Annotated in this window: 24 protein-coding genes; 17 read left to right on the top strand and 7 right to left on the bottom strand. The window is 34.0% G+C overall.

Annotation, left to right across the window (positions count from 1 at the left end; translation table 11 throughout):
* Positions 1 to 25 precede the first annotated feature (25 nt).
* From CBR30_07945 to ald, 15 genes are read left to right on the top strand one after another with little or no spacing between them, the layout of a single operon-like run.
* The gene (locus CBR30_07945; protein ID PMQ01093.1) at positions 26 to 1,711 is read left to right on the top strand and encodes a hypothetical protein; all 1,686 of its coding nucleotides are present in this window, start codon (positions 26 to 28) and stop codon (positions 1,709 to 1,711) included.
* A 10-nt stretch (positions 1,712 to 1,721) separates the two neighbouring features.
* Positions 1,722 to 2,792 (top strand): aminopeptidase, encoded by a 1,071-nt coding sequence (locus tag CBR30_07940; protein ID PMQ01092.1) that lies wholly within the window; start codon positions 1,722 to 1,724, stop codon positions 2,790 to 2,792.
* 14 nt (positions 2,793 to 2,806) lie between these two features.
* Entirely contained in the window at positions 2,807 to 3,364 is a 558-nt protein-coding gene (efp, locus tag CBR30_07935; protein ID PMQ01091.1) for an elongation factor P, read from the top strand.
* Positions 3,365 to 3,390: 26 nt separating this feature from the next.
* Positions 3,391 to 3,825, top strand: coding sequence for an acetyl-CoA carboxylase, biotin carboxyl carrier protein (gene accB, locus CBR30_07930; protein PMQ01090.1), 435 nt, complete (start codon positions 3,391 to 3,393; stop codon positions 3,823 to 3,825).
* 4 nt (positions 3,826 to 3,829) lie between these two features.
* The gene (gene accC, locus CBR30_07925) at positions 3,830 to 5,173 is read left to right on the top strand and encodes an acetyl-CoA carboxylase biotin carboxylase subunit (GenBank protein PMQ01089.1); all 1,344 of its coding nucleotides are present in this window, start codon (positions 3,830 to 3,832) and stop codon (positions 5,171 to 5,173) included.
* A gap of 10 nt (positions 5,174 to 5,183) precedes the next feature.
* Entirely contained in the window at positions 5,184 to 5,555 is a 372-nt protein-coding gene (locus tag CBR30_07920) for an Asp23/Gls24 family envelope stress response protein (protein PMQ01088.1), read from the top strand.
* Positions 5,552 to 6,088: an alkaline shock response membrane anchor protein AmaP gene (locus CBR30_07915; protein ID PMQ01087.1), complete on the top strand. Its 537-nt coding sequence runs from the start codon at positions 5,552 to 5,554 to the stop codon at positions 6,086 to 6,088. Before CBR30_07920 ends, CBR30_07915 begins: the two co-directional genes overlap by 4 nt.
* Positions 6,085 to 6,297: a hypothetical protein gene (locus CBR30_07910; protein ID PMQ01086.1), complete on the top strand. Its 213-nt coding sequence runs from the start codon at positions 6,085 to 6,087 to the stop codon at positions 6,295 to 6,297. Before CBR30_07915 ends, CBR30_07910 begins: the two co-directional genes overlap by 4 nt.
* Positions 6,298 to 6,729, top strand: coding sequence for a transcription antitermination factor NusB (nusB, locus tag CBR30_07905; protein ID PMQ01085.1), 432 nt, complete (start codon positions 6,298 to 6,300; stop codon positions 6,727 to 6,729).
* Entirely contained in the window at positions 6,710 to 8,572 is a 1,863-nt protein-coding gene (dxs, locus tag CBR30_07900) for a 1-deoxy-D-xylulose-5-phosphate synthase (protein ID PMQ01084.1), read from the top strand. Before nusB ends, dxs begins: the two co-directional genes overlap by 20 nt.
* On the top strand, positions 8,569 to 9,372 hold the full coding sequence (locus CBR30_07895; GenBank protein ID PMQ01083.1) for a TlyA family rRNA (cytidine-2'-O)-methyltransferase: 804 nt from the start codon (positions 8,569 to 8,571) through the stop codon (positions 9,370 to 9,372). The genes dxs and CBR30_07895 overlap by 4 nt, the downstream gene beginning before the upstream one ends.
* Entirely contained in the window at positions 9,333 to 10,154 is an 822-nt protein-coding gene (locus tag CBR30_07890; protein ID PMQ01082.1) for an NAD(+) kinase, read from the top strand. Before CBR30_07895 ends, CBR30_07890 begins: the two co-directional genes overlap by 40 nt.
* A 6-nt stretch (positions 10,155 to 10,160) precedes the next feature.
* Positions 10,161 to 11,960 carry a DNA repair protein RecN gene (recN, locus tag CBR30_07885; GenBank protein ID PMQ01081.1) on the top strand — a complete coding sequence of 600 codons (1,800 nt, stop codon included), beginning with the start codon at positions 10,161 to 10,163 and terminating at the stop codon, positions 11,958 to 11,960.
* Positions 11,917 to 12,450, top strand: a complete 534-nt coding sequence (locus tag CBR30_07880) for an ADP-ribose pyrophosphatase (protein PMQ01080.1) — start codon at positions 11,917 to 11,919, stop codon at positions 12,448 to 12,450. Before recN ends, CBR30_07880 begins: the two co-directional genes overlap by 44 nt.
* Complete coding sequence (gene ald / locus CBR30_07875; GenBank protein PMQ01079.1) at positions 12,447 to 13,565, top strand: alanine dehydrogenase; 1,119 nt, start codon at positions 12,447 to 12,449, stop codon at positions 13,563 to 13,565. Before CBR30_07880 ends, ald begins: the two co-directional genes overlap by 4 nt.
* Here ald and CBR30_07870 read toward each other — a convergent pair.
* Entirely contained in the window at positions 13,562 to 14,446 is an 885-nt protein-coding gene (locus CBR30_07870) for a redox-regulated molecular chaperone Hsp33 (protein ID PMQ01078.1), read from the bottom strand. The two genes, ald and CBR30_07870, sit on opposite strands and share 4 nt — an antisense overlap.
* Before the next feature lie 157 nt (positions 14,447 to 14,603).
* Here CBR30_07870 and CBR30_07865 point away from each other — a divergent pair, with 157 nt between their 5' ends.
* Complete coding sequence (locus CBR30_07865) at positions 14,604 to 16,859, top strand: beta-glucosidase (protein PMQ01077.1); 2,256 nt, start codon at positions 14,604 to 14,606, stop codon at positions 16,857 to 16,859.
* A gap of 9 nt (positions 16,860 to 16,868) precedes the next feature.
* The gene (locus CBR30_07860; protein PMQ01076.1) at positions 16,869 to 17,504 is read left to right on the top strand and encodes a cobalamin-binding protein; all 636 of its coding nucleotides are present in this window, start codon (positions 16,869 to 16,871) and stop codon (positions 17,502 to 17,504) included.
* Positions 17,505 to 17,530: 26 nt separating this feature from the next.
* On the opposite strand, the gene CBR30_07855 is transcribed toward CBR30_07860, so the two are convergent.
* From CBR30_07855 to CBR30_07830, 6 genes are all read right to left on the bottom strand, one after another.
* Positions 17,531 to 18,574 (bottom strand): uroporphyrinogen decarboxylase, encoded by a 1,044-nt coding sequence (locus CBR30_07855; protein ID PMQ01075.1) that lies wholly within the window; start codon positions 18,572 to 18,574, stop codon positions 17,531 to 17,533.
* Positions 18,575 to 18,592: 18 nt separating this feature from the next.
* Positions 18,593 to 20,608 (bottom strand): alpha-glucuronidase, encoded by a 2,016-nt coding sequence (locus CBR30_07850; GenBank protein PMQ01074.1) that lies wholly within the window; start codon positions 20,606 to 20,608, stop codon positions 18,593 to 18,595.
* 69 nt (positions 20,609 to 20,677) lie between these two features.
* On the bottom strand, positions 20,678 to 22,594 hold the full coding sequence (locus CBR30_07845; GenBank protein ID PMQ01073.1) for a peptide ABC transporter substrate-binding protein: 1,917 nt from the start codon (positions 22,592 to 22,594) through the stop codon (positions 20,678 to 20,680).
* Between the two features lie 18 nt (positions 22,595 to 22,612).
* Positions 22,613 to 23,632: a peptide ABC transporter ATP-binding protein gene (locus CBR30_07840; GenBank protein PMQ01072.1), complete on the bottom strand. Its 1,020-nt coding sequence runs from the start codon at positions 23,630 to 23,632 to the stop codon at positions 22,613 to 22,615.
* A gap of 17 nt (positions 23,633 to 23,649) precedes the next feature.
* Positions 23,650 to 24,642: a dipeptide/oligopeptide/nickel ABC transporter ATP-binding protein gene (locus CBR30_07835; protein PMQ01071.1), complete on the bottom strand. Its 993-nt coding sequence runs from the start codon at positions 24,640 to 24,642 to the stop codon at positions 23,650 to 23,652.
* 12 nt (positions 24,643 to 24,654) lie between these two features.
* On the bottom strand, positions 24,655 to 25,764 hold the full coding sequence (locus tag CBR30_07830) for a peptide ABC transporter permease (protein PMQ01070.1): 1,110 nt from the start codon (positions 25,762 to 25,764) through the stop codon (positions 24,655 to 24,657).
* Between the last annotated feature and the right edge of the window lie 8 nt (positions 25,765 to 25,772).

Raw genomic sequence — 25,772 nt, 5'->3', positions numbered from 1 at the left:
AAACAAAGTAGACTTAAAAGAAGTAATGAAGATACTAAGTGAAGTAGGAGGTATAAGCATAGAGGAGAGCGACAAAGTAACCTATGTAAAGCCGAAGACAGAAGAGAAGGTAGCGGTGCCAGGTGAAGTAGCGAAGACGAAGCTTTACACATTAAGGTACATAACATTGAGTGACCTGCAGAGGGTAGGAGGACAAATAGTAAAAGGCATAACCTTCAGCTTTGATGAGAAGACAGGTTTATTAGTAGCGACAGGAAAAGAAGAAGACCTAAAGGTATTAGAAGATCTAATAAGCAAAGTAGATGTACCAAAGAAAGAGGAGGGATTGGTGGCTCAAGAGGCTATAAGACTTTTTGTCCTTAAGTATGTAACGTTGGAAGATATTCAGAGAACATGGAAAGAATTAGCTGATAGGCTTAAACTAAGTTATGATGAAAAAACTCATCTCCTTTTAGCTCAAGGAAATGAAATTGATCTTAAAAATCTTGAGGACTTAATTTCAAAGATAGATAGAGAAGATGTACAAAGAAAAGTAGTAGAAGTACCTACTACTTCTACAGTCCCAACCACAACACAAGAGGAAAAGCCTATTTTAATTGTGGAAAAAGTTGATGATAAACTCTATGTTTCTGGAGATATTAGAAAGGTAGACATAAGGGATGTTATAAGGGAATTAGCAAGGCAAAGTGGTTATAGTTTTGCGGTTGATCCCAAGGTCAGTGGATTTGTAGACTTATATCTAAATAGGTTAGAATGGGATAGAGCCTTAGAGCTCATTGGTAGATCTGGAGGAGTCTTGATTGAGAAGAAGGATAATCAGATTTATTATACTGTTACACCCATACAAGAAGTTCCTAAAGTTGTTGAGACAAAACCTCTAAGGTCTGAGAAAATTTCTCTTAACTATATTACCTTTGATATACTAAAGCCTTTGGTAACAGATAAGGCAAAGGATGTTAAGTTTAATTACGATTCAAGAACAAGCACCCTATTTATGGAGGGACCATCTGATCAAATTGATGAAGTTTTGAAAGTAGTAAAAGATGTAGATAAACCTACTCCTCAGGTTAGAATAGATGTGAATGTTTTGGAGGTAACAAAAGGAAAGACAAAAGATTTGGGAATTGATTGGAGTACTGGAGCAATAAGTTCTGGAATTAAAATATCTGCACCTGCAGGCTGGTCAAGTCTAAGTGTTAGCATGATATCTGCAGAAGTATCAATTCCAGCAGTTATTAAGGCTCTTGAAACCCAGCAGGCTGCTAAAATATTAGCACAACCGAGTGTTACTACATTAAGTGATAAACAAACACGAATAATGATAGGAGATAGAGTTCCAATAATAACCGTTAAGTCTGATGGAACTAAAGAAGTAACTTATGTTGATGCAGGTATAATTCTTGATGTTACTCCAAAAGTAAATCCAGATAAGACAATAACTGCTCTTATTAAGCCTCAGGTAAGTACCATTTCTGGCTTTGTCCAGGAAGTACCTCAGATAAGTACAAGAGAGGCTCAGACTACTGTTACTTTAAAGGATGGCCAAACATTAGCGATAGGAGGACTGATTAGAACAGAAGATATAGAGAGCATTAATAAAGTTCCCCTTTTAGGAGATATTCCTATTTTGGGAGAGTTATTCAAGTCAAAGAAGGTGCAGCAAACTGATAAAGAGTTAATTATTCTGATAACATTAAAGATTTTGGAGTAAAGGAGTATTTATGGGGATTGAAAAAATTCAGAAAAGATTAATCGAGGAAGAAAAAGATGTTCTGTTAGTAACTAATATAAAAAATATAAGGTATCTAACTGGATTCTCAGGCTCCACAGCACTTCTTTTAGTGGAGCCTGAGAATTCCTTTATCCTATTAGATTCGAGATATACTGAACAGGCAAAAGAAGAAATTTATAAAAATATAGAGATAGTGCATATAAATTCTAACAGAACATACTATGATTTTATTTTAGAAAGAAAAAATAAAAAGGGATGGAAAAGATTCTGTTTTGAGGGAAGACACCTATCTTATAGTGATTGGGTAAAGTGGAAAGATCTATTAGATGATTGTGAGTTAATCTCAACAGAGGATTGGATTGAAGACTTAAGAGCTGTTAAAACTGAGGAAGAAATAGAAAAAATAAAGAGGGCTTTAGATATTGCTGAAAAAGCTTTAGAAAAAGTTCTTACTTTAATAAAACCAAAAATAAAAGAAAAGGATGTTGCTTTAGAGTTAGAGTATCAAATGATAAAATTGGGAGCGGAAAAGCCAGCATTTGATACAATTGTTGCCTCAGGATATAGATCCGCAATGCCTCATGGGGTAGCAAGTAATAAAGAAATCTTACCTCAGGAATTTATAGTGTTAGATTTTGGGGCTTGCTATCAAGGATATAATTCTGATATAACAAGAACAGTTTATTTAGGTACTCCACAAGAAGATGAACTTTTGTATTATAATATAGTTTTGGAGGCACAAAAAAGAGCGGAAGAGGTTGTAAAGGAAGGTTTGGAACTAAAGTTTGTTGATGGTGTTGCAAGGAGTATAATTGAAGAGAATGGCTATGGTGAATATTTTGGACATGGTTTGGGACATGGAGTAGGGCTTGATATCCATGAAAAGCCAAGACTTGCTCCTAAAGTAGAGGGATTTCTGAAAGAAAGTATGGTGGTAACTATTGAGCCGGGAATATATTTCCCTAAGAAGTTTGGTATTAGAATAGAAGATATGATAGTAGTAAGAAAGGAAAAAGGGGAAGTTTTGAATAAATTCCCCAAAGAATTAATTATACTATAGGAGGTTAGCAAGGTATGATCTCAACAAATGATTTTTATCCTGGTTTAACTATTGAATTGGATGGAGAAATATATATAGTTCTCGAGGCCCAGCATGTCCATATGGCACAGGGGCAGGCTACAGTAAAGGCTAAATTGAAAAACATAAAAACAGGAAATGTTATTAGAAAAACTTTTAAGTCAGAAGAGTTGGTACCGCAGGCAATTATTGATAAAAAAGAAGTAGAATATCTTTATAACACAGGTGATGAGTATTACTTTGTTGATCATGAAACCTTTGAACAGTATATGCTTACTTCGGAGCAGATAGGAGATGCAATAAATTATTTAAAAGAGGGAACCATGGTTAACATCTTATTTTATGATAATGCACCTATTGGTATTGAGCTCCCTACTACTGTAGTTTTGGAAGTTGTAGAAACAGATCCTGGTTTGAGAGGAGATACTGTTTCTGGTGGTTCTAAGCCTGCAAAGTTAGAAACAGGTATTGTCGTTCAGGTTCCGTTATTCATACAAGTTGGGGATAAAATTGTAGTTGATACAAGAAACGGTAAATATGTAGAAAGAGCTTGAGAAAGAAACTATGAGGAGAAAAATATATGAGAGAATGGAATCTTGAAGATATAAAAGAAATAATTTATTTGTTTAATCAATCAAATTTGGCAGAATTAGTATTAGAGGATGGTTCTGTTAAACTAATCCTTAAAAAAGCAGAAAATTTATCTAAGGCAAATGGAAGTCCAAAAGTTGTAGAAACAATAGTTGAGAGTGGTAAGCAGGAAAAAAGCGAGGAGGGACATTATATCACTGCACCTTTAGTGGGCGTTTTTTACAGATCTCCAGCCCCAGGTGCTCCACCTTTTGTTAAGGAAAATGATCTGGTGGAAGTTGGACAAATTTTATGCATTATTGAAGCAATGAAGCTAATGAATGAGGTTAAGTCTAATATAAGAGGTAGAGTGAAAAAAATATTAGTAGAAAATGGACAAGCAGTAGAATATGGACAAAAATTATTCTTAATTGAACCAGAGTAAGACTATGTTTAAGAAAATATTAATAGCAAATAGAGGAGAAATAGCTGTTCGTATTATAAGAGCTTGCCAAGAATTAGGTATAAAAACAGTAGCTGTATATTCGGAAGCAGACAAGGATTCCTTACATGTTCAAATGGCTGATGAGGCAGTATGTATAGGACCTCCTCCTGCGAGCCAGAGTTATCTCAATATTCCGAATATTATAAGTGCTGCATTAATTACAAATGCTGAGGCTATACATCCAGGATATGGATTTTTGGCTGAATCTGCAAGGTTTGCAGAGATATGTGAAGAGCATGGATTGGTTTTTATAGGTCCTACCAAGGAAAATATAGAAAAATTAGGAGATAAGGCTGGAGCAAAAAAATTAATGAAAGAAGCTGGAGTTCCTTTAATACCTGGATCTGATGGTCTTATAGAGGATGAAAAACAAGCCCTAAAAATAGCAAGGGAAATAGGATTTCCGGTGCTAATTAAGGCAACAGCAGGTGGTGGCGGTAAAGGGATGAGAATAGCTTACCATCCAGAAGATCTTATACAGAATATAAGATTGGCTAAAATGGAGGCTGAAAAGGCTTTTGGAAATCCTGGAGTGTATATAGAAAAATATTTAGAAGAACCGAGACATGTAGAGATACAGATTTTAGGAGATAAGTATGGGAATATCATATCTTTAGGAGAGAGGGATTGTACGGTTCAAAGGAGACATCAAAAACTTATCGAGGAAACACCTTCTCCTATAGTAGATCAAAAGCTAAGAGAAGCTATGAGTAAATCCGCTATAAAAGGAGCTTTAAAAGTAGGTTATGTAGGTCCAGGAACCTTTGAGTTTCTTGTTGATAAAAATGGACACTATTACTTTATGGAAGTAAACACAAGAATTCAAGTAGAACATACAGTAACAGAGATGGCAACAGGTATTGATTTAGTAAAATGGCAAATATTAATCTCCGCAGGAGAAAAAATAAACTTTAAAGATGTTGTCATTAGAGGGCATACCATAGAATGTAGAATAAATGCGGAGGATCCTTTTGATGATTTCGCACCATCAACAGGTACTATAACAAAATATATTCCTCCTGGTGGTCCTTTTGTTAGAATTGATTCACATCTATATGAAGGTTATACAATACCTCCTTTTTATGATTCACTGCTTGCTAAAGTTATTGTATGGGGTAGAGATAGAAATGAGGCAATTCAAAGAATGAAAAGGGCTCTAAAAGAGTTTGTTATTTCAGGAGTTAAAACTACTATTCCTTTACACTTGAAAATATTAGATAATAACTTCTTTATTAAAGGGCAATTTTCTACAGATTTCTTACAGAGAAGAATATTAGTAGAGGAGTGAAGGATAAATTATGAAAGAGGAATTATCCTATGGAAAAGTTAAGATTTCAAAGGAAGTTATTTCTATTATTGCTGGGATCGCAGCTCAAGAAGTAAAAGGGGTATCACGGGTAGGGGAAAATTTACCATCCACTTTTGAAAGACTTGTATCTGGAATTCCAATAGGGAGAGGAATTAAGGTAGAAATAAAAGAAAAAGATGTTTTTATCTTAGTTCCTATTTATATCCTGCCTAATTATTCTTTTCCTGAGGTTTCAAAGGATGTACAGAGCCATGTTAAAGAAGTAGTAGAAAGCATGACTGGACTTAACGTTCAGGAAGTAAATGTTATAATTAAAGGTATCTATCTTGGAGATAAAAAGAAAAAGGAGGATAAAAAGTGAAGAACTGGTATCAGAGGTTTTTGTTTATCTTTTTAGGTTTTTCTCTAACTCTTCTTTCTTTGATATCAATATTAGCTCTTTTAGAATGGAATCCAATACTCAATTTTGTGAGCTGGTGTACTAAAGGAGGGCTTATACTTTCTTTAGTCTTTTTGATAATATTCTTTATAGTCGGTTTTATAACCTTTGTTTCTGCATTAATTTATAGAGAACATTCTACTTTAAATATTGGAAGCACATCGGGCTTAGGGGAAGTTAGAATATCTATTCAAGGTATTAGAAATTCTATAAAAGATATTGCTCAATACTTTAATGAGATTCAAGAGATTAAACCTGACATTAAAATTGTTAGAGACAAGATGTATTTATCTCTAAGAATAAAAATTCCAGTAGGTGTTGATGTAAATAGAATAGTTAATGAGCTTCAGCAGAGAATTAAGGTATATTTTGAGAATGTTTTAGGTATCAATTTAGATAAAATAGAGGTAATTATAGAAGATGTCATTATTCCGGTAAAGAGGGCTAAGCAATGAATTGGCAAGAATACAAAGGACGTATTGTATTCACAATTTTAGGAATAATATTAGCCATATCTTTCTTAACTATTGGATTTTGGAAAACTATTTTTTGGTTATTATTTGCTTTAATTGGCTATTTATTTGGTAGTATAATAGATAAGAAAGTAAATTTTTATGAGTTTTTAGAGAAAATAAAAGAAATCTTTAATATAGGAAGGGAATAAATGAGTAGAGAAAGAACAAGATGTAGAGAGAAGATTCTTACTTATCTTTTTCAACAAGACATGGGGCAGGAAATAGAGGTGGAATTTAAAGAGTTCTCCCCTCAGGCACAAGTTTTTGCTTATAAATTGTGGGAAGGATGTAATAAGTATAGAGATCTTGCAGATAGGATCATAGAAGAATTTGCAAAAGGATGGAGTTTGGAAAGGTTAGGGACAATTGAGAGAAATGCTCTAAGAATTGCAATTTGTGAAATCTTAACCTTCCCAGATATTCCTGTAGGTGTATCGGTGAATGAGGCTGTAGAGCTTACAAAAAAATATGTAGGAGAGTCTGCAAGTAAGTTTGTGAATGGTGTTTTAAGAAACATTTTAAGAAATTGGAATAGGGTATTAGAGATAAAAGATAAAGAATATGCTATTAGAAAAGATTAATAACCCTAATGATTTAAAAAAACTCTCTATTGATGAGCTAAAATTACTCTCTTCTGAAATTAGAGAAGTTATTATTAATACAATTGAAAAAAATGGAGGGCATTTAGCTTCAAATCTTGGAGCAGTTGAACTTACTCTTGCACTCCATTACGTGTTTGATACTCCAAAGGATAAAATTGTATGGGATGTAGGCCATCAATGTTATACTCACAAGCTTATAACAGGAAGAGCCAAAAACTTTCATACTATAAGAAAATATGGAGGTATTAGTGGATACATTGCTCCTTGGGAAAGTGAGTATGATACTTTTGCTGTTGGACACGCTGGCACTTCTCTATCATCTGCTTTAGGTATTGCAAAGGCTCGAGATATAAAAGGAGAAGATTATAAGGTTGTGGCTGTTATCGGAGATGGCGCTTTGACATGTGGAATGGCATGGGAGGCTTTGAACCAAATTGGCTATTTAAAAACAGATTTGATTGTGATTTTAAATGATAATGAACATTCAATTTCCCCAAATGTAGGTGCTTTAGCTTTATACCTATCAAAACTCAGAAATTATCCGTTGTTTAGGTTGTTTAAGCAAACCACACAAAACATTTTAAAGGCGACATCCTTAGGTAGATTTGTATTAGATTTAGATTTAAAACTTGAAAGGGCAATAAAGAATTTTCTTATGGTAAATCCTATTTTTGAAGACTTAGGTTTCAAATATTTTGGTCCCTTTGATGGGCATGATCTTCCTCTTCTAATTTCTTTATTAAAAGGTATAAAAAGAAATTTTAATACTCCTGTATTAGTGCATGTGCTCACTAAGAAAGGAAGCGGACATAGTGAGGCAGAAGCACATCCTTCAAAATATCATAGTGTGGTTTCAAAAAGTGATAGTATAAAAAAGAAACCAACTTATACTGAAGTGTTTGGGAAGACATTAGTAGAACTTGCCAAAAAAGATGATAAGATTATTGGAATTACTGCAGCTATGCCGGAAGGTACAGGACTTATTTACTTTGCAAAGGAATTTCCCGAGAGATTTTTTGATGTGGGAATTGCTGAAGAACATGCAGTAACCTTTGCAGGGGGTCTTGCTATTTCAGGTTTTAAGCCTGTAGTAGCTATATACTCCACCTTTTTGCAGAGAGCTTATGATCAAATAATACATGATATTTGTCTTCAAAAGCTTCATGTGGTTTTTGTTTTGGATAGGGCGGGTATTGTTAGTGATGATGGACCAACCCATCAAGGAATATATGACTTATCATATCTTAGAGTAATTCCTAATTTGGTGATTATGGCCCCAAAAGATGAGATGGAGTTAAAATTAATGCTTTACACTGCGGTAAATTATAATGGTCCTATTGCTATAAGGTTTCCAAAAGGCGAAGCTGTTGGGGTTCCTATGAATGAACAATATAGAAACTTAGATATAGGCAAGGCTGAAGTATTAAGATGGGGAAAGGACATAGCTTTTTGTACATTGGGTTCTATGGTGTATCCTGCTTTAGAGACAGCGGATATTTTAAGAGAAGATGGTTTAAATCCTACTGTAATTAATATGCGCTTTCTTAAGCCTTTAGATGAGAAATTATTAGAAGATGTAGTTAGGGAACATAGTATAATTGTTACTTTTGAGGAGAATATTATAACAGGTGGCTTATTTGGGGCTATATCAGAATGGACCCATAAAAACAATTATCCAATAAGAATTATACCTTTTGCTCTTCCTGAAAAGTATTTGGAGCAAGGAGATGCTAAGCTATTAAAGGAAATATATAAACTTACCCCTTTGGAAATGTCCAAGATTCTAAAAGAACACATACTTCATAAATCAATAATAAAATGAAGGAAAGGTTGGATGTTCTTTTAGTCAAGAGGGGTTTTTTTGAGAGTAGAGAACAGGCAAAAAGAGCAATAATGGCAGGACTTGTTTTAATTGATGATAAGTTAGTAATTAAACCTGATATAAAGTTTCCTTTTGATGTAAAAATTGATATAAAAGAAAAACAGCCCTATGTTAGTAGAGGAGGATTCAAGCTTAAGAAGGCTTTAGATGAATTTAGTTTATCTGTAAAAGACTTTGTGGTATTAGATATTGGTGCAAGCACAGGTGGATTTACTGATTGCTTACTCCAAGAGGGTGCAAAGAAAGTATATGCGGTTGATGTAGGAAAGGGTCTTTTGCATGAGAAATTAAGAAATGATCAAAGAGTCATTTTAATGGAAGGTGTAAATGCAAGATATTTAAAAAAGGATGATTTTCCTGAAAAATTTGACCTTATTACTATTGATGTATCTTTTATATCAATACTAAAAATTTTCCCTCGTTTGCCTGAATTAATAAAAGAGGATGGAAGGATAATAGCATTAATTAAACCACAATTTGAAGCAGGACCCTCTGAGGTCAGTAAAGGGGGAATTGTAAGAAAGTTAGAGGTTCATAAGGAGGTTATTAAGAGGTTGTTATATGAGATTGAGAAATTGAATTTTTATCTTCAGAATATAACTTTTTATCTTTCTAAGGAGGGAAAAGGAAATATTGAGTATCCTGCCTTATTTGGAAGGGTAAAAAAAGAGATTGATTATGAGAAGATTATAGAGGAGGCATGGAATCTCTGGAACCTAAAAAAGACTTTGAAAAAATAGGTATTATTTATAATCCTAAAAAGAGGGAAGCAAAAAAATTAATCTTTGAAATTGAGCAATGGGGTATGAAGAGCTCCAAAGAAATTTATTTTATTAATGAGAATAACATTAGGGATATAGATTTAGTTTTTGCTATTGGTGGTGATGGAACAGTACTTTATGCTCTTCAGCAGGTGGCAAAACATAATATCCCTGTCTTAGGTATAAATACAGGTAGATTAGGTTTTCTTACAACTTTTGAAGGGAAGGAAGTTAGAAGGATTTTTGATGCTTTAGAGAATGGAGAATTTTTTATAGAGAAACATCCTGTAATTGAGGCAAATATAAAGACTAAGAACTTATCCTTCTATGTTTATAATGAATTAGTACTTTTAAAGGCTGAAAACACTCCTCTTGTATCCTTCGATATGTTCTATGGAAATGATAGTATTACTACATCACCTGCAGATGGTATTATTATAGCAACTGCTTCAGGCTCAACAGCCTACGCCTTATCTGCTGGTGGACCTGTTTTATTTCCAGAATTAGAGGCTTTTGAAATTTTACCAATATGTGCCCATTCACTTTCATCGAGACCTTTGATATTCTCTTTTGATAGAGAGCTTTCTTTGTTTGTTAAGAGAAAATGGCAAATTGAATTATGGATTGATGGAAAACAGGTTGACCTTATTGGTAAAGATGATAACATAGTTATTAAAAAGGCTCCATTTCATGCGGAATTGATATTTTTTAAAGGATGGGAATTTTTTAAAAGATTGAAGAAGAAGCTTCATTGGAGGTAAAAAGTTATGTTGTTAGCCTTGCATGTTAAAGATTTTGCTATTATAGATGAGATTACATTAGATTTTCATGAGGGATTAAATGTTATAACTGGGGAAACAGGGGCTGGAAAGTCCTTATTAATAGATGCTTTAGCCTTTTTGCTTGGTGAAAAAGCATCGGTGGATAATATTAGGACTGGAAGTAACAAGGCGATAGTAGAAGCTTTATTTTCCACAAATCCCGTGATAGAGTCCATATTGGATGAATGGGGAATTCCAAAGGAAGAAGATAAAACATTGTTGGTTTATAGAGAGATTAGTAAGTCTGGGAGAAGTAAATGTAGGGTGAACGGTGAATTAGTAACGGTAGGTATGTTGGAAAGACTTCTATCCAATATAATGGAAATCCATGGACAGCACGAACATCAGAAAATTCTCCATAGAGATACACAATTAGAGTTATTTGATTCTTTTGGGGGAGAAAGATGTTTAGAACAGAGAAGAATTGTGAAAGAGATATATGATAGTCTAAAAAAACTATATTTAGAAAAGGAAAATATTTATGAGAAAGAAAAGGAGAGACAACAGAGAATAGATTTACTACAATTTCAAATGGATGAAATAGATAGAGCAAAATTAGTAAAGGGAGAAGAGGGAGAATTACTTGAGGAGAGAAAGGTTCTTCAAAACATTGAGAAGATAAGAGAAGGAATAGAAGAGATTTATCGATTAATTTATGAGGGAGATGAAGAACAGAGATCAGCTTTTGATCAGATTAGTAAAAGTATTTCTATACTTTCTTCTTTATCGAATTTGGACAAAAAATTGGAGGGCATTAATGATAATTTAGTGAATTCAAAATTGTATTTAGATGAAGCGATAAATTCTTTGTTGAAGTTTAGAGAAAGTCTCAATGTAGACTCATCTCGCTTAGAAGATATTGAGGAAAGACTATACAAAATATCACAGTTAAAAAGAAAGTATGGGAGAACCATAGAAGAAATCTTAGAGTATAGAGAAAAAATTGCCTTAGAACTTGAAGAACTATTGAGTAGTGAGGAGAGACTTGAGGAAATAGAAAAGGAAATTAGTGTTTTAGAAGAGAGATTAATTGAAGAGGCTAAAAAGCTTTCTGATATAAGAAGAGAAGTGGCTCAAAACTTAAAGATTAGTATTGAGAAGGAACTTAAAGATTTAGGAATGGAAAATGCTATATTTTCTGTTAACTTTTTGGAGCCTTCTGGTCCTGGAAGTATATTAGTAAGGGATAAAAAGATAAGTAGCAAAGGTTTTGAGGAAGTAGAATTTTTACTCTCTACAAATCCAGGGGAAGAATTAAAACCTCTAAGGAATATAGCGTCTGGCGGTGAAATTTCTCGAATTATGTTGGCTCTTAGAAGTATTGCAAGCAAAGTCGATAATACTCCTGTACTTGTGTTTGATGAGATTGATACAGGTATTGGAGGAGAAACTGCCTATTTATTAGCACAAAAACTTTGGAATCTATCCATTGGAAGACAGGTTTTTTGTGTAACACATTTACCACAGATAGCAGCTTGGGCGGATACTCATTTTTATGTAGAAAAAAGGGTAATAAATGATCAAACAAGGATAAAGGTAAGTATGTTGGAGGAGAGGTCAAGAATAATAGAGCTTTCCAGGATGTTTGGGGGAAGCATAGTTTCGGAGATTAGCCAACAACATGCCAAGGAGATGCTTATAAAGGCTTCTGAAATGAAAAAAAGCTTGCGGGAGAAAGAATTGAATAAAGAGGAGGAAATGAATGAAGGAGAAAGTACTTCAGGAGAAAATATTGTACAAGGGTAAAATTATTAATGTTAAAGAATTGGAAGTGATACTTCCTAATGGAAAACTTGCTAAAAGAGAGGTTGTAGAGCATCCAGGTGCAGTTGCTATATTACCCATAGATGATGATGGGGGTATATTTTTTGTTAAACAGTATAGAATTTGTGCTAATGAGATTTTATTAGAAATTCCTGCGGGAAAGTTGGATAAAGGAGAGAGTCCTATAGATTGTGCCTATAGAGAATTGGAGGAAGAGATAGGTTATAGACCTAAAAAATTAACATTAATCCATACATTTTATCCATCTCCCGGCATTAGTACAGAGGTTTTATATCTATTTTTAGCAACGGGTTTGGAAAAAACAAAAGTTCATCCTGATGAGGATGAGTTTTTAGAGATTGTGAAACTCAATGGTGAGGAAATTAAAAATTTATTAGGGCAAAGTCTTATTAAAGATTCAAAAACTTTAATAGCTTTATATTATTATCTTCAAGGAGGAGTTAAAATATGATAATTGGGATTCCAAAGGAAATTAAACCTGAAGAAAACAGAGTGGCAATTGTTCCTGGCGGAGTAGAGACATTAACAAGTAGGGGACATAAAGTTATAATTGAAAAAGGGGCTGGCTTAGGTAGTGGTTTTTCCGATGAGGAGTATAAATCTGCTGGGGCTATAATTGTAGAAAGACATGAAGATGTGTTTTATGAATCTGATTTAATACTTAAGGTGAAGGAACCTTTGCCAGAAGAATATCCTCTTCTTAGAGAGGGACAAATTTTATTCACATATCTACACTTAGCAGCATCAGAGGAACTAACTATCAATTTGATTAAAAGAAAGATAATTGGAATTGCTTATGAGACTGTACAAACTGATGATGGATTTTTGCCTTTATTAGCTCCAATGAGTGAGATTGCAGGAAGGATGGCTCCTCAGGAAGGAGCAAAGTATTTAGAAAAGCCATTTGGAGGAAGAGGGGTACTTTTAGGTGGTGTTGCTGGAGTTCCTCCTGCCACAGTTGTTATTCTCGGAGCAGGAACAGTAGGGTTTAATTCTGCAAGAATTGCTTATGGGATGGGAGCTCAAGTTACAGTTTTGGATATTAATCCAAGGAAATTGAGATTTATAGATGAATATTTTCAAGGAAGAGTAACTACCATGATAGCGGATAGCTACAACTTAAAAATGGTAGTTGGTTATGCGGATTTATTAATTACCGCTGTGCTTATACCTGGCGCTAAGGCACCTAAATTAATAACTAAAGACATGCTAAAAATGATGAAGCCTGGAGCTGTTATTGTAGATGTAGCAATAGACCAAGGAGGATGTGCAGAAACATCAAGACCTACTACACACGCAAATCCAATCTATGAAGTGGAAGGCATTATACATTATACTGTTGCAAATATGCCTGGGGCAGTTCCAAGGACTGCTACAAGGGCTTTAACCTTAAATACATTACCATATGTTTTAGAGATTGCTGAAAAGGGATGGAAGAAGGCTATAATAGACAATCCCTCTTTGGCAAGAGGGGTTAATTTATTGGAAGGGAAAATAACCCATAAAGCAGTAGCGGATGCTTTCAATTTACCATATACACCTTTAGAGGAATTAATAAAGGACTAATTTTTATTTTTTAGTATTTTAATAAGCTCTTCTAAGTCTTTAGATGTGAATATGTATTTTGTGCCACAAAATTCACATCTAACTTCTGTGATTTCTTGTTTGTTTATTAAATCATAAAGTTCTTTTTCTCCTAAAGCAAGAAGTACATTTTCTGCCTTTGTTCTACTGCATCTACATGCATATCTAATTTCTTCAGGGTGAAATATGACCTTTTCAATATCTTTTAGAATCAAATTTACTATTTCTTCCGGCTTTACTCCCTCAAAAATCAATTTGCTGGGAGGTTCTAAGGATAAAATATTATTTTCAATCTTGGATATTATAGAGTTATCTAAATCTGGACTAACTTGTACAATATAACCTCCTGCAGAAGCTACTTTTCCGTTTTTATCTACATAAACTCCTGCAGCTACTGCAGAGGGTTGTTGCTCTGAAGTTGTGAAATAGTAAGCTAAATCTTTTGCTATTGTGCCAGAAACTAAGTTTGTATAACCTCTATAAGATTCTTTTAATCCTAAGTCCCTAATTACGCTTATAATACCATTTTGTCCCACAGCCTTTGCCACATCCAATTTCCCATCTTCTGTTGGTGGTAAATCAATATAAGGTCTTTTCAAGTAACCTCTGACATTCCCAAGAGCATCTGCATCAACAAATATTCCCCCTAAGGGTCCATCGCCGATTATTTGTAAACTTACTCTTTCTTTTCCTTTAAGCATTTTTCCCATTATGCTTACTAATGTTAAAGCTCTTCCTAATGCAGCAATAGCTGTAGGAGAGGCATTATGAATTTCTCTTGCCTTTTCAACTAATTCTGTTGTTTTTGCTACATATACCATTATCTTTCCATCTTCTCCAATAGCTCTTACTAAATAATCCATACACATCCCTCCCTTACAGCTAAAAGGATAGAATAAAAAGAATAAAAATTCAATAGAGGTTAATCTATTCTTTATTTTATAATTGTAGTATAATACTATAAAGTTATAAAACGGTTGCGTAATTGTTGAGAGAAATTTAGAAAGGAGGCATATTTAAATGCAAAGAGAAGAGTTTAAAATAAAAGAAATAATTTCAAAAATGACCCTGGAAGAAAAAGTTGCTCAACTTACTTCTGTTTTTGCTACTTCGTTGATTGAGAATGGTAAATTTTCAAGAGAAAAGGCAAGAGAGCTTTTAAAGAATGGAATAGGACAAATAACAAGGTTAGCAGGGCAAAAAGATATGACTTTTGAAAAGACTATAGAAATTGCTAATGAAATACAAAAGTTTCTTAAAGAAGAAACGAGATTAGGTATACCAGCTATTATTCATGAGGAATGTTTATCTGGTTTTATGGCACCAGGAACAACAGTCTTTCCTCAAGCTATAGGTTTAGCAAGTACTTTTGAACCAGAATTGATAGAGAAAGTTGCTTCTATTATTGGAAAGGAAATGAAAGCCGTTGGGGTACATCAAGGATTAGCTCCAGTTCTTGATATTCCCAGAGATCCAAGATGGGGAAGAACAGAAGAGACCTTCGGAGAAGATCCATATTTGGTTGCTAAAATGGCATCATCCTATGTAAAGGGGTTGCAAAGCGAGGGAATTATAGCTACTGTGAAACATTTTACTGCATATGGCATTTCTGAGGGAGGAAGGAATTTAGGACCTGCAAGAGTATCAGAAAGAGAATTAAGAGAAGTGTTTTTATTTCCCTTTGAGGTTGCAATAAGGGAGGCAGGTTCTCAGTCTCTAATGAATGCATATCATGAGATTGATGGAGTTCCATGCGCTCAATCTAAATTTCTTCTCACAAAAATTTTACGAGAGGAATGGGGCTTTAAAGGATTTGTAGTCTCAGATTATATAGCAATTGAGATGCTTCATACATTCCGTAAAACTGCTAAGGATTTAAAAGAGGCTGCCATTAAAGCATTGGAAGCTGGTATAGATATTGAACTTCCTAATATTAACTGTTATGGAGAACCATTAATTCAGGCAGTAAAGGAAGGTTTAATTTCTATGGAGGTTATTGATAGGGCCGTAGAGAGGGTTTTAAGAGCTAAATTCTTATTGGGTTTATTTGATAATTATTTAACAGACACTTCAAAAATTAACATTATTAATAGCAAAGAGCATAGAGACTTTTCTTTAGAGGTAGCGAGAAGATCTATAGTTTTGCTGAAGAATGATGGATTATTACCATTAGATAAATCTAAACTAAAGAAAATTGCAATAATAGGTCCAAATGGCAATAGCAAAATTTGTATGCATGGAGATTACAGTTTTTCAGCTCATATGCCTTCTATTACTGAAGGAGGAGAATTAAGTGATGCATCAGTGGTAGTAGATACTGTTACTTTGTTTGAAGGAATTAAAAATAAAGTAGGAAATAATGTGGAAGTTGAGTATGTAAAAGGTTGTGACATTGTAGGGGATTTTGAAGAGTTTGAGAAAGCTATTAATTTGGCTAAGAGTTCTGATGTTGTTATTGTAGCTCTTGGAGAGAGAAGTGGTTTATTTAAGAGGGGAATCTCAGGAGAAGGAAATGATAGATCAGATTTAAATTTATCAGGACGTCAAGAAGAATTATTAAGATTATTACATTCTACAGGAAAACCTATTGTTTTAGTTCTAATTAATGGAAGACCTCTCACTATAAAATGGGCAAAGGAAAACATTCCTGCGATTTTAGAAGCCTGGTATCCAGGTGAAGAGGGAGGAAATGCTATTTCTGACATAATTTTCGGCGATTATAATCCTTCCGCAAAACTCCCAATATCAGTTCCTGTAGAAGTAGGGCAGATCCCCGTTTATTATAATAGAAAACCCTCTGCCTTTAGTGAGTATATAACATTAGATACTAAACCTCTATTCCCATTTGGTCATGGACTAAGTTATACAACTTTTGAGTATTCAAATCTTCAGATAAGTCCAGAGAAAGTTTCTCCTACAGGTTTTGTAGATATAAGCTTTGATATAAAAAATACAGGAAAATATGATGGAGAAGAAGTAGTTCAATTATATATTCATGATGAATGGGCAAGTTTAGAAAGACCAGTAAAGGAGTTAAAAGGCTTTAAAAAGGTATTTCTAAAATCTGGAGAGAAGAAGAGGATCACTTTTAGATTATATCCAGAACAACTTGCCTTTTATGATGAGTTTATGAGGTTTATTGTAGAAGCTGGAGTATTTGAAGTATTCATTGGAAGTTCCTCTGAAGACATAAGATTAAGTGATAGATTTGAAGTCACAGAGACAAAAGTTATAACTAAGGATAGAAAATACTTCAGCGATGTTTTTGTTGAATAGGAGGGATCTATGTTTGATTTTAATGAATTAATCAGTGCAGTTGTTGAAGGAAATAGGAAAAAGGTTAAAGAGTTAGTGGAGTTAGCAATTAAAGAAGGCATTTCTCCAGAAGATATATTAAATAAGGGATTAATTGTAGGAATGACTATCGTAGGGGAGAAAATGAAAAATGGAGAATACTTTGTTCCAGAAGTTTTGCTCTCTGCACGTTCCATGCAGGGAGGACTTGAACTTTTAAAGCCACTATTAGTAAAAAGCGGACTACCATTAAAAGGGAAGATTGTAATAGGAACGGTTAAAGGAGATTTACATGATATTGGGAAAAATTTGGTAGCTATGATGTTAGAAGGAGCAGGTTATCAAGTAATTGATTTGGGAGTGGATGTTCCACCAGAAAAATTTGTGGAGGCTGTTAAATTGCATAAACCAGATATTTTGGGAATGTCTGCGCTTCTTACTACTACTATGCCAAACATGAAGCTTACTATAGAGGCTTTAGAAAGGGAAGGTTTAAGAAGTAAGGTAAAAGTAATTGTAGGAGGTGCGCCTGTGACTAATACTTTTGCGTTGGAGATAGGGGCGGATGGTTATGGAGAAGATGCAGTTTCCGCAGTATCGTTAGTAAATAACTTATTAAATAGATAAAAAAAGGGAGCCCTTTTATGGGCTCCCTATATTGTTTGGCTTTTTCTAATCATTGCTCTTATATTTTTTTCGGGAGTTCCTGGAGATGTTCCTCCACCAGCAGATAATATAAAACCCCTCTTTTTCCCAAAGGATTTTATCAAATTCTCTACACTTTTTTCTACATCTTCTTCACTTCCTAATGCAAGAACATCAAGGGGTGGAATATTGCCCATTAGACATACTTTTCCTTCTGTAAGCTCATAGACTTTATTTATGTCCTGTAAATGGGTGAAATTAAATATGTTAACTCCAAGTTCTGGAATATACTTATAGTGCACTGGATTATCTGTATCATTGTGGTACATTTTTACTGGAAAATTGAAGGAAGAAAAAATCTTTTTCAGATGGGGATGTATGTAGTCTAAATAATCCTTTTCTGAAAAGAATCCTACAATATCATCTAAAACTAAAATGCCTTCTACCTCATGTAATGATTCAATTTGAGCTGTTAACCAATCAATAACAAGTTGAGTCGTTATTTCTAATAGTTTTTGGGCTTCTTCTTCATAGGCTTTAACAGCAACTAAAAATTCTGTAACTCCCATTAAGTGGCTTGCTATTGCACAGGGACCTCTACTGGCAACAATTTTTATTTTTTCGCCTCTTTCATTTATTTTTGGTTCTACATATTTATAAATCTCTAAAACAATAGGCATTAGTCCGTCAGTCTTTGGATTTGGGATTTTGCATCTTTTTAAAAATTCTCCTAAGTCATCTGCGGATTCAATAATTGGATTAATATTTGGAGTTTGATTTTCGCTAAATTGAATTTTGCAACCAAAGCCAGATGGTTCTTGAGCCATGCCAAATTCAACCCAAAAATCTGGTATAAATATAATTTCTGGAAATAGCTTTTTAATAGTAAAATAGGCATTTAACCATACTTCTTGAATTGCATAAAACTGAGTATGCTTAATACCCAAAAAGCCTGGTATCCATGGACTATCCACAATAAGAGCTATAGGAATTCTTTCTTGTTCCTTTAAATTGGCACAGTCCACTAAAATTTTCCATTCATTATCTTTCATTTTTATAGCCTCCTAAAATTATGGATATATTTTTCTTCCCTTTTCATCAGGAATCCCAGTTTTTCTATAAAAATAAGTATTTATTACATCTCTCCATTCTTTTGCATGCTCTATTTGCATATTTAACCTATTTAATACCCTTTGAAAAATTGTATCTTCAATTTCATCTTTTAGTTCTATCCATTTCTCCCTAAGAAGCTCCGCCTCTTCTACTCCTTCAAAATGTAGGTCATAGATAGATTGTAAAAGAGTTTTACCTGATTTTAGCTTATAATCATATCTTACTCTATGAAAAAATAGTAGTAGTTCTTCTGGACATGTTTCTATATTATCGAATATTTCTCTCCACGGAGAATTATATTGTAGAGTAAAACCTGTTCCTTTTGATGTTCTATCTACTCCTATAGCTTCATAGTTTGCTCTATGGTATGTTCCCCAGTGGGAGTATTCATACCCCTCAGGATTTGGACCATAATGGTGTCCTGGATTCACCATCCAACCCAGTCCAAAAGGAGTAGTATATTTTTCGTATATTTTGTGGGACTTTATTAGCATGTAAAAAATATTATTAATAACCTTCTCTTTCTTTCCAAAAGTTAGAACAATCCAATCCTTTGTAATTTTTTCTACATCCTCATCAGGATTCCATGAAAGTCTTCCAAATCCATATAAATTTGCCTGAGCTAAGTCATGTCCAGTCCAATTTATATCATCACCAATATTAGAGACCCCAGCTATACCTCTAATTCTTTTTTTAACTTCAGAATTTTTTCCTTCTGCATAAGTATCAAAGTTGAGAATTTCTTTCCAATAGGTAGGTAGGTAACATAGGTGAATTTGTTGACCTGTATATTCTTGAGTTATTTGAATTTCTAAGATTTGATTTGTTTTCTTCAGTGCACCAAATAATGGAGATACCGGCTCTCGAACTTGAAAGTCCATAGGACCAAATTTTATTTGTAGGTAAACATTATCATTAAAGGATCCATCTAAAGGCATGAAATTCTCAAAAGCAGCTTTTGCTCTATCTGTTTTATAGTCTCGCCAATCTTGCATACAATTGTATACAAAGGCTCTCCAGATTACGATTCCATTGTACCGAGATAAAGCTTCTGATAGCATATTGGCTCCATCTGCATGAGTTCTACCATAAACATAAGGTCCAGGATTAAATTCTGAGTCTGCCTTAACTAAAAACCCACCAAAATTAGGTATAAATTCATAAATTTCTTTTACCTTTTCTTTCCACCAGTTTTGTACTCTTTTATCCAAGGGATCTGCAGTTTCCAGGTTTCCAAGGTATATTGGTGAAGCAAAATTTATACTGAGGTATATTTTTATACCATAATCTTTAAAAACCTCAGCAAGTTGTGATAACCTTTTAAGATATTTTGAGGTTATTAATTCTATTTCATTCTTTTTTACATTAACATTGTTAATAACTACACCATTTATTCCTATAGAGGCAATAAGACGTGCATAATCGTAAGTTCTCTCATTAATAATGATTTTGTTATCTTTAAAAAATACTGATTTACCTGAATATCCTCTCTCTATAGTTCCATCCAGGTTATCCCAATGATTGAGTAATCTCAAATCAAGTTTAGGATTTTCTATAATATTAAGATCTAACGAACTATTAATCCTTAATATCTCAAAAAATTTGAAAAGGGCATAAAGGAGGGAAATATTATCACTTCCTACGATTAGAATCTTCATCGGATGGTTACTAATTTTTGTTATATAAAATCCTCCCATTTTTAGAGAAGATTCTACAGAGTTCAAATGAGGAAATAAATTCTTAAGATCTTTAATAAGTCCTAAAATGACGCAAGAATCCATATTTGAGATGGAACTTTTGAATTGCGGATTTATATTAAAACTACTCCTACAAAATTTTTTGTATTCATCTCTTATTATTTTAGAATCTACATTTATTAATACTAAATGTTTAAGGGTCACTTTTAAGTCATCACTAATATTTATGGGTCTATAATTTAGCCAGCACAAATCATAATTTTGTTTTCCTTTCACTCTTCTCCTCCTTTTCTCGTTTAAATATTAGAGGGGGAAAGCTAAATACTTTCCCCCTCATTTTAAATTTTACTGTTTAAAGAAGAATTGTTCTGGATATGAGTTAAGTTCTGATCTTAATGGGTCATCCCAAATCAAACCATCTGGTACATTTCTCATCTTGTTATTTACTATTACAAGCTGAGGTAATGCTCCTACCGTTCCTATAATCCAAATATTCTTTTTATGTAAGGAAACAAGCTGTCGTATTAGACTATCTCTTTTAGCCTTATCCACTGTTTTAACTATTTCATCCCATAATTCATAAACTTTTCTTATATCTCCAGCTGGTTCTTCTCCAGATTTACCCTTTGAAGAATACCATTGGGCATATAATGGTGCCCATGGTCCATCAGTTATAGTTCCAAGAAATCTTCCTGGACTTAATATGAAGTTAGAGCAACGGTCCATTACCCATACTCCTATCTCAATATCACCAGAATTACATCTTGTGGTATATAAGCTTCGATCTATTTGTTTAATAGCAGTTTTTATTCCTATTGCTTCCCAATAGCTCTTTATTAGCTCTATGACTTGAATATTAGCATTTCCTGGATAGGTAGTAAATTCAATGGTAAGCTGAATTTGTTTCCCATCAGGTCCAAGTCTAAATCCACTACTATCCTTCTTTAATCCCATAGCGTCTAAGATCTGCATGGCTCTCTTTGGATTATATTCTGCATACATTTTTTCCCAGGCAGCATCATAATATGCAGCTCCTTTAGGAATTGCTGCTTGCATTGGCGTACCTAAGCCAAAATATAACATTTTGTTTATTTCATCTCTATTTATGGCAAGGGATAAAGCTTGTCTAAACCTTACATCTTGGAATAACTTCCTTTTTACAGGATCTTTTATATTTTGGTTTAAGAATATGGCTGGATCTGCACCTACTCCAGATCTCCATTTTAATACTCTATATCCACCTTTGTCTTTGTTCTCCATAAATAGAGTGTAATTAGATAGTCTCATGTGTCTTGCCTGCATATCTATTTCTCCTGCAATTGCTTTCATGTTTATCATTTCTGCGTCGTTAACTAAATAGTGAGCTATTCTATCTATATATGGTAACTGATTTCCTTGAGGATCTACTGCAATATAATATGGGTTTCTTTCCATGATGTATACAGGTTCTTGAGGGCTTTTACTTATTACTTTCCATGGTGCCATTGTAGGTAAATCTGGATTCTGAATATAATCAATCTTGAATTGGAATAGTTCATACCATTTTGAAAATCCTGCTTTCTTGGCTTCAGCTTCTATTTTTTCCTTTGGGGTATACTTGGGATGGAATTGCATTAAATAATGTTTTGGTGCATAGTATCCCAACGAGCCTTTTGAGTTATCTATGAACCAACCTTGGGCTGGGAAGTTGTATAGGAATAGAGGATTTGGTTCTTTGAATGTTACACGGAATGTGTAAGTATCAATTTTTTCAAATTTTGCTCTTTCTCCTCCTGAAAGTAACGAACCGGGAAATGTTGGAGTTAATTCTTCATTACATATTACATCTTCATACCAGAACATTACGTCATCAGTGGTAAAAGGAGTGCCATCTGACCATTTTGCACCTTCTCTTAATTTAAATGTCCATACTTTACCATCAGGAGAAACAGTATATTTTTCTACTAACCATGGAATTACCTTAGTACCATCAGGACTCCAGCGGAATAAATTGGATGCATCATAGGATATTTTAGCAATTCCCCATCTATCTCCTGCTCCAAGCCATGCTCTTCTCCATGTACCTCCATATGTTCCTATTTCTTCGAAAGGCTTAATTACTACAGGATTTTTTGGAAGTCTTTGTTCTACAGGAGGAAGTTTTCCTTGCTTGACAAGTTCCGCAAGCATTGGTGCTTCATTATATTTCTTTTGAGCAGTTATGCTGTTTCCAAAAACTAATAGAAGGACTAATAAAAGGGAGACAAGCTTTAATAATCTCATTTTTCCACCTCCATATATTTATTTAGGGGAGATGGGAATACCTTGCAGACTTAATTTATCTGCAAGATGACAAGCAACAAAATGTCCCTTTTCTATTTCTATTAATTCTGGCATCACCTCCTTACATATATCTTTTGCGTAGTTGCAACGGGTATGAAAAACACATCCTGAAGGTGGATTAGATGGATCTGGTACTTCTCCTTTAAGCAAGATTCTCCTTCTTTTTTGTTTTGGATCTGGTTTAGGTACTGCGGAAAGAAGAGCTTCTGTGTAAGGATGTTTTGGGTTTTCAAATAATTCTTCGGTTTTTGCTACTTCTACAATTTTCCCTACATACATTACTGCTACTCTATCACATATATGTTCTACTACCCCTAAATCATGAGAGATAAAAAGATATGTAAGATGAAATTCCTCTTGTAAGTCTTTTAATAGATTGAGTATTTGGGCTTGTATAGAAACATCTAAGGCTGATACAGGTTCATCACAAACAATTAACTTGGGATTTAAAGCTATGGCTCTTGCAATACTTATTCTTTGTCTTTGTCCTCCACTAAAGGCATGTGGATATCTTCTCATATATTCAGGTCTTAATCCTACTCTTTTCATTAGTTCTGCTACTTTCTCATCTAAGTCTTTCCCTTTTGCTAAATTATTTACTAAGAGAGGTTCTCCTATAATATCCCTTATAGTCATTCTTGGATTTAGGGAGGTATATGGGTCTTGAAATATCATCTGCATATATCTTCTTAGAGGCTTTATTTCTTTATTTGTGATTTTGGCTATATTTATAGGGTTTCCATTAAGGTAGAAAATAATATCTCCATCAGTAGGATCATAAGCTCTGAGAATAACCTTTCCCGTTGTAGTTTTTCCGCATCCTGACTCTCCTACGAGTCCTAAAGTTTCACCCTCTTTTATATAAAAACTTATATTATCAACAGCCTTTACATATCCTACTAATTTTCTTGTAAATCCTTCTGTTATAGGGAAATATTTTTTCAAGTTTTTTACTTCTAATAAAATTGTATTTTGCATTTCCTTCCCCCTCTTCTCTATTTATATAAGAAGCAACTTACCTTATGTCCTGGTTTCACTTCTTTCAATTCAGGTAAGTTTTCTTTACATTCAGGCATTACGTACTCACATCTTGGATGGAAAGTACAACCATTAGGCAAATTGTAAGGATCAGGTACTATTCCTTTTATAGCTTTCAATCTTCTTCTTTTTGGTCCTATATGGGGAATTGATTCCATTAAAGCTCTTGTATAAGGATGAAGTGGATTTTCAAAGAGTTCATCTACTTTTGCGCTTTCTACAATTTTTCCCAGATACATGACAATGACATCTTCTGCAGTCTCCGCAATAACCCCTAAATTATGAGTAATCATAATTACTGCCATACCAAATAACTCTTGAAGTTGCTTAAGAAGTTCTAATATTTGAGCTTGGATTGTAACATCCAAATTAGTGGTAGGTTCATCTGCAATTAAAAGTTGGGGCTTACAAGAAAGTGCCATTGCTATCATGGCTCTTTGGCATAAACCACCAGAAAGCTGGTGAGGATATTCATCTATTCTGAGCTCAGGTCTTGGGATTCCTACAACCCTTAGCATTTCAATTGCAGCTTCCCTTGCTCTTTTTTTATCTAATTTTTGATGAAGCTGAATGGCTTCTATAATTTGTTCGCCTATGGTATGCACAGGAGAAAAAGATGCTCTTGGCTCTTGAAATATCATAGAAATTTCTTTACCTCTAATACTTCTCATTTCCGGTCCTAAGGGATCAAGTTTTGCAATATCAATAGGTTTATCTTTATCCTCAGGATAGTATATGATTTCTCCCTCTACGATTTTGCTTTTTGGTCCTGTTAATCGCATGATAGAAAGGGCGGTTACACTTTTTCCACATCCAGACTCTCCAATAATTCCAAGGGTTTTACCTTTGTTTATCTCAAAACTTATTCCATCTACTGCTTTTACAGTCCCCTCATCTAATAGAAAGTATGTCCTTAAGTTTTTTACTTCTAACAATTTATTATTATTCATATTTCTTCCTCCTTATTTAGCATATGGGTCTGCAGCATCTCTCATGCCATCTCCCACAAAATTAAAAGCGAGAACTACTATCACAACAAAAATGAAAGGAATCAATAACCAGGGGGAAAGAGCTACTGTCCTAATATTTTGAGCATCTTGGATTAAAACCCCCCAACTAATAGCAGGGGGTCTAATACCAAGACCTAAGAAACTAAGGGATGTCTCTCCTATAATCATATTAGGAATAGCTAAAGTTAAAGAAGCTATAATATGGCTTAAGAAGGAAGGAACTAAATGTCTTAGTATTATCCTTATCTCAGAAGATCCTGCTAATCTTGCTGCTGTAACGAAATCTTCTTCTCTTAATGATAAAAATTTACTTCTCACATCTCTTGCAAGTCCAGTCCATCCAATTAATGATAAAATAATAGTTATTCCAAAATACACCTTTACTGGGTCCCAATGAGGAGGAAGAGCTGCAGAAAGAGCCATCCATAGAGGTAATGTAGGTACGCTTCTTAGTACTTCTATAACCCTTTGAATTATTAAATCTATGACGCCCCCAAAATATCCTGAGATACCACCAATAATTATCCCTAAGATGAAACTAATAAAGACGCCTACTAGTCCTACTGTTGTTGAAACTCTTGTTCCGTAAACTATACGTGAAAAAAGATCCCTTCCCATGCTATCAGTTCCAAAGAGAAAGATGTGTCCCTCTCTAACTCCAAAAAGATGTATATTAGTTTTAAATATACCCAGTAATTTGTATTCAGGTCCTTCTGTAAAGAAATAAATTGGATACTTTTTAGTTTTGTCTACAATATAAATTCTCCTTAAAGTATTTGGATCTAATTCTAATTTGTATCCATAGACAAAAGGTCTAAAATGAAAACCTGTTTCATCAAAGAAATGAATTCTTTGGGGAGGTGCAAGCACATATCTAACATCATACTTATGAGGATCATAAGGGGCAACAAATTCTGCAAAAATAGCAATCAAGTAGAAAACTAATAATACACCAACGCTTATCATTGCCATTTTGTGTTTTCTAAATTTCCACCACATTAATTTCCATTGGGATGCGACATAAATCCTTTCTTCCTCTACTAATCTAATTTCTTCCTCCATAATATACC

Origin of the sequence: Dictyoglomus sp. NZ13-RE01, from assembly GCA_002878375.1 — a bacterium.
Lineage (GTDB): Bacteria > Dictyoglomota > Dictyoglomia > Dictyoglomales > Dictyoglomaceae > NZ13-RE01.
This window is presented reverse-complemented; position numbering and strand designations above follow the sequence as displayed.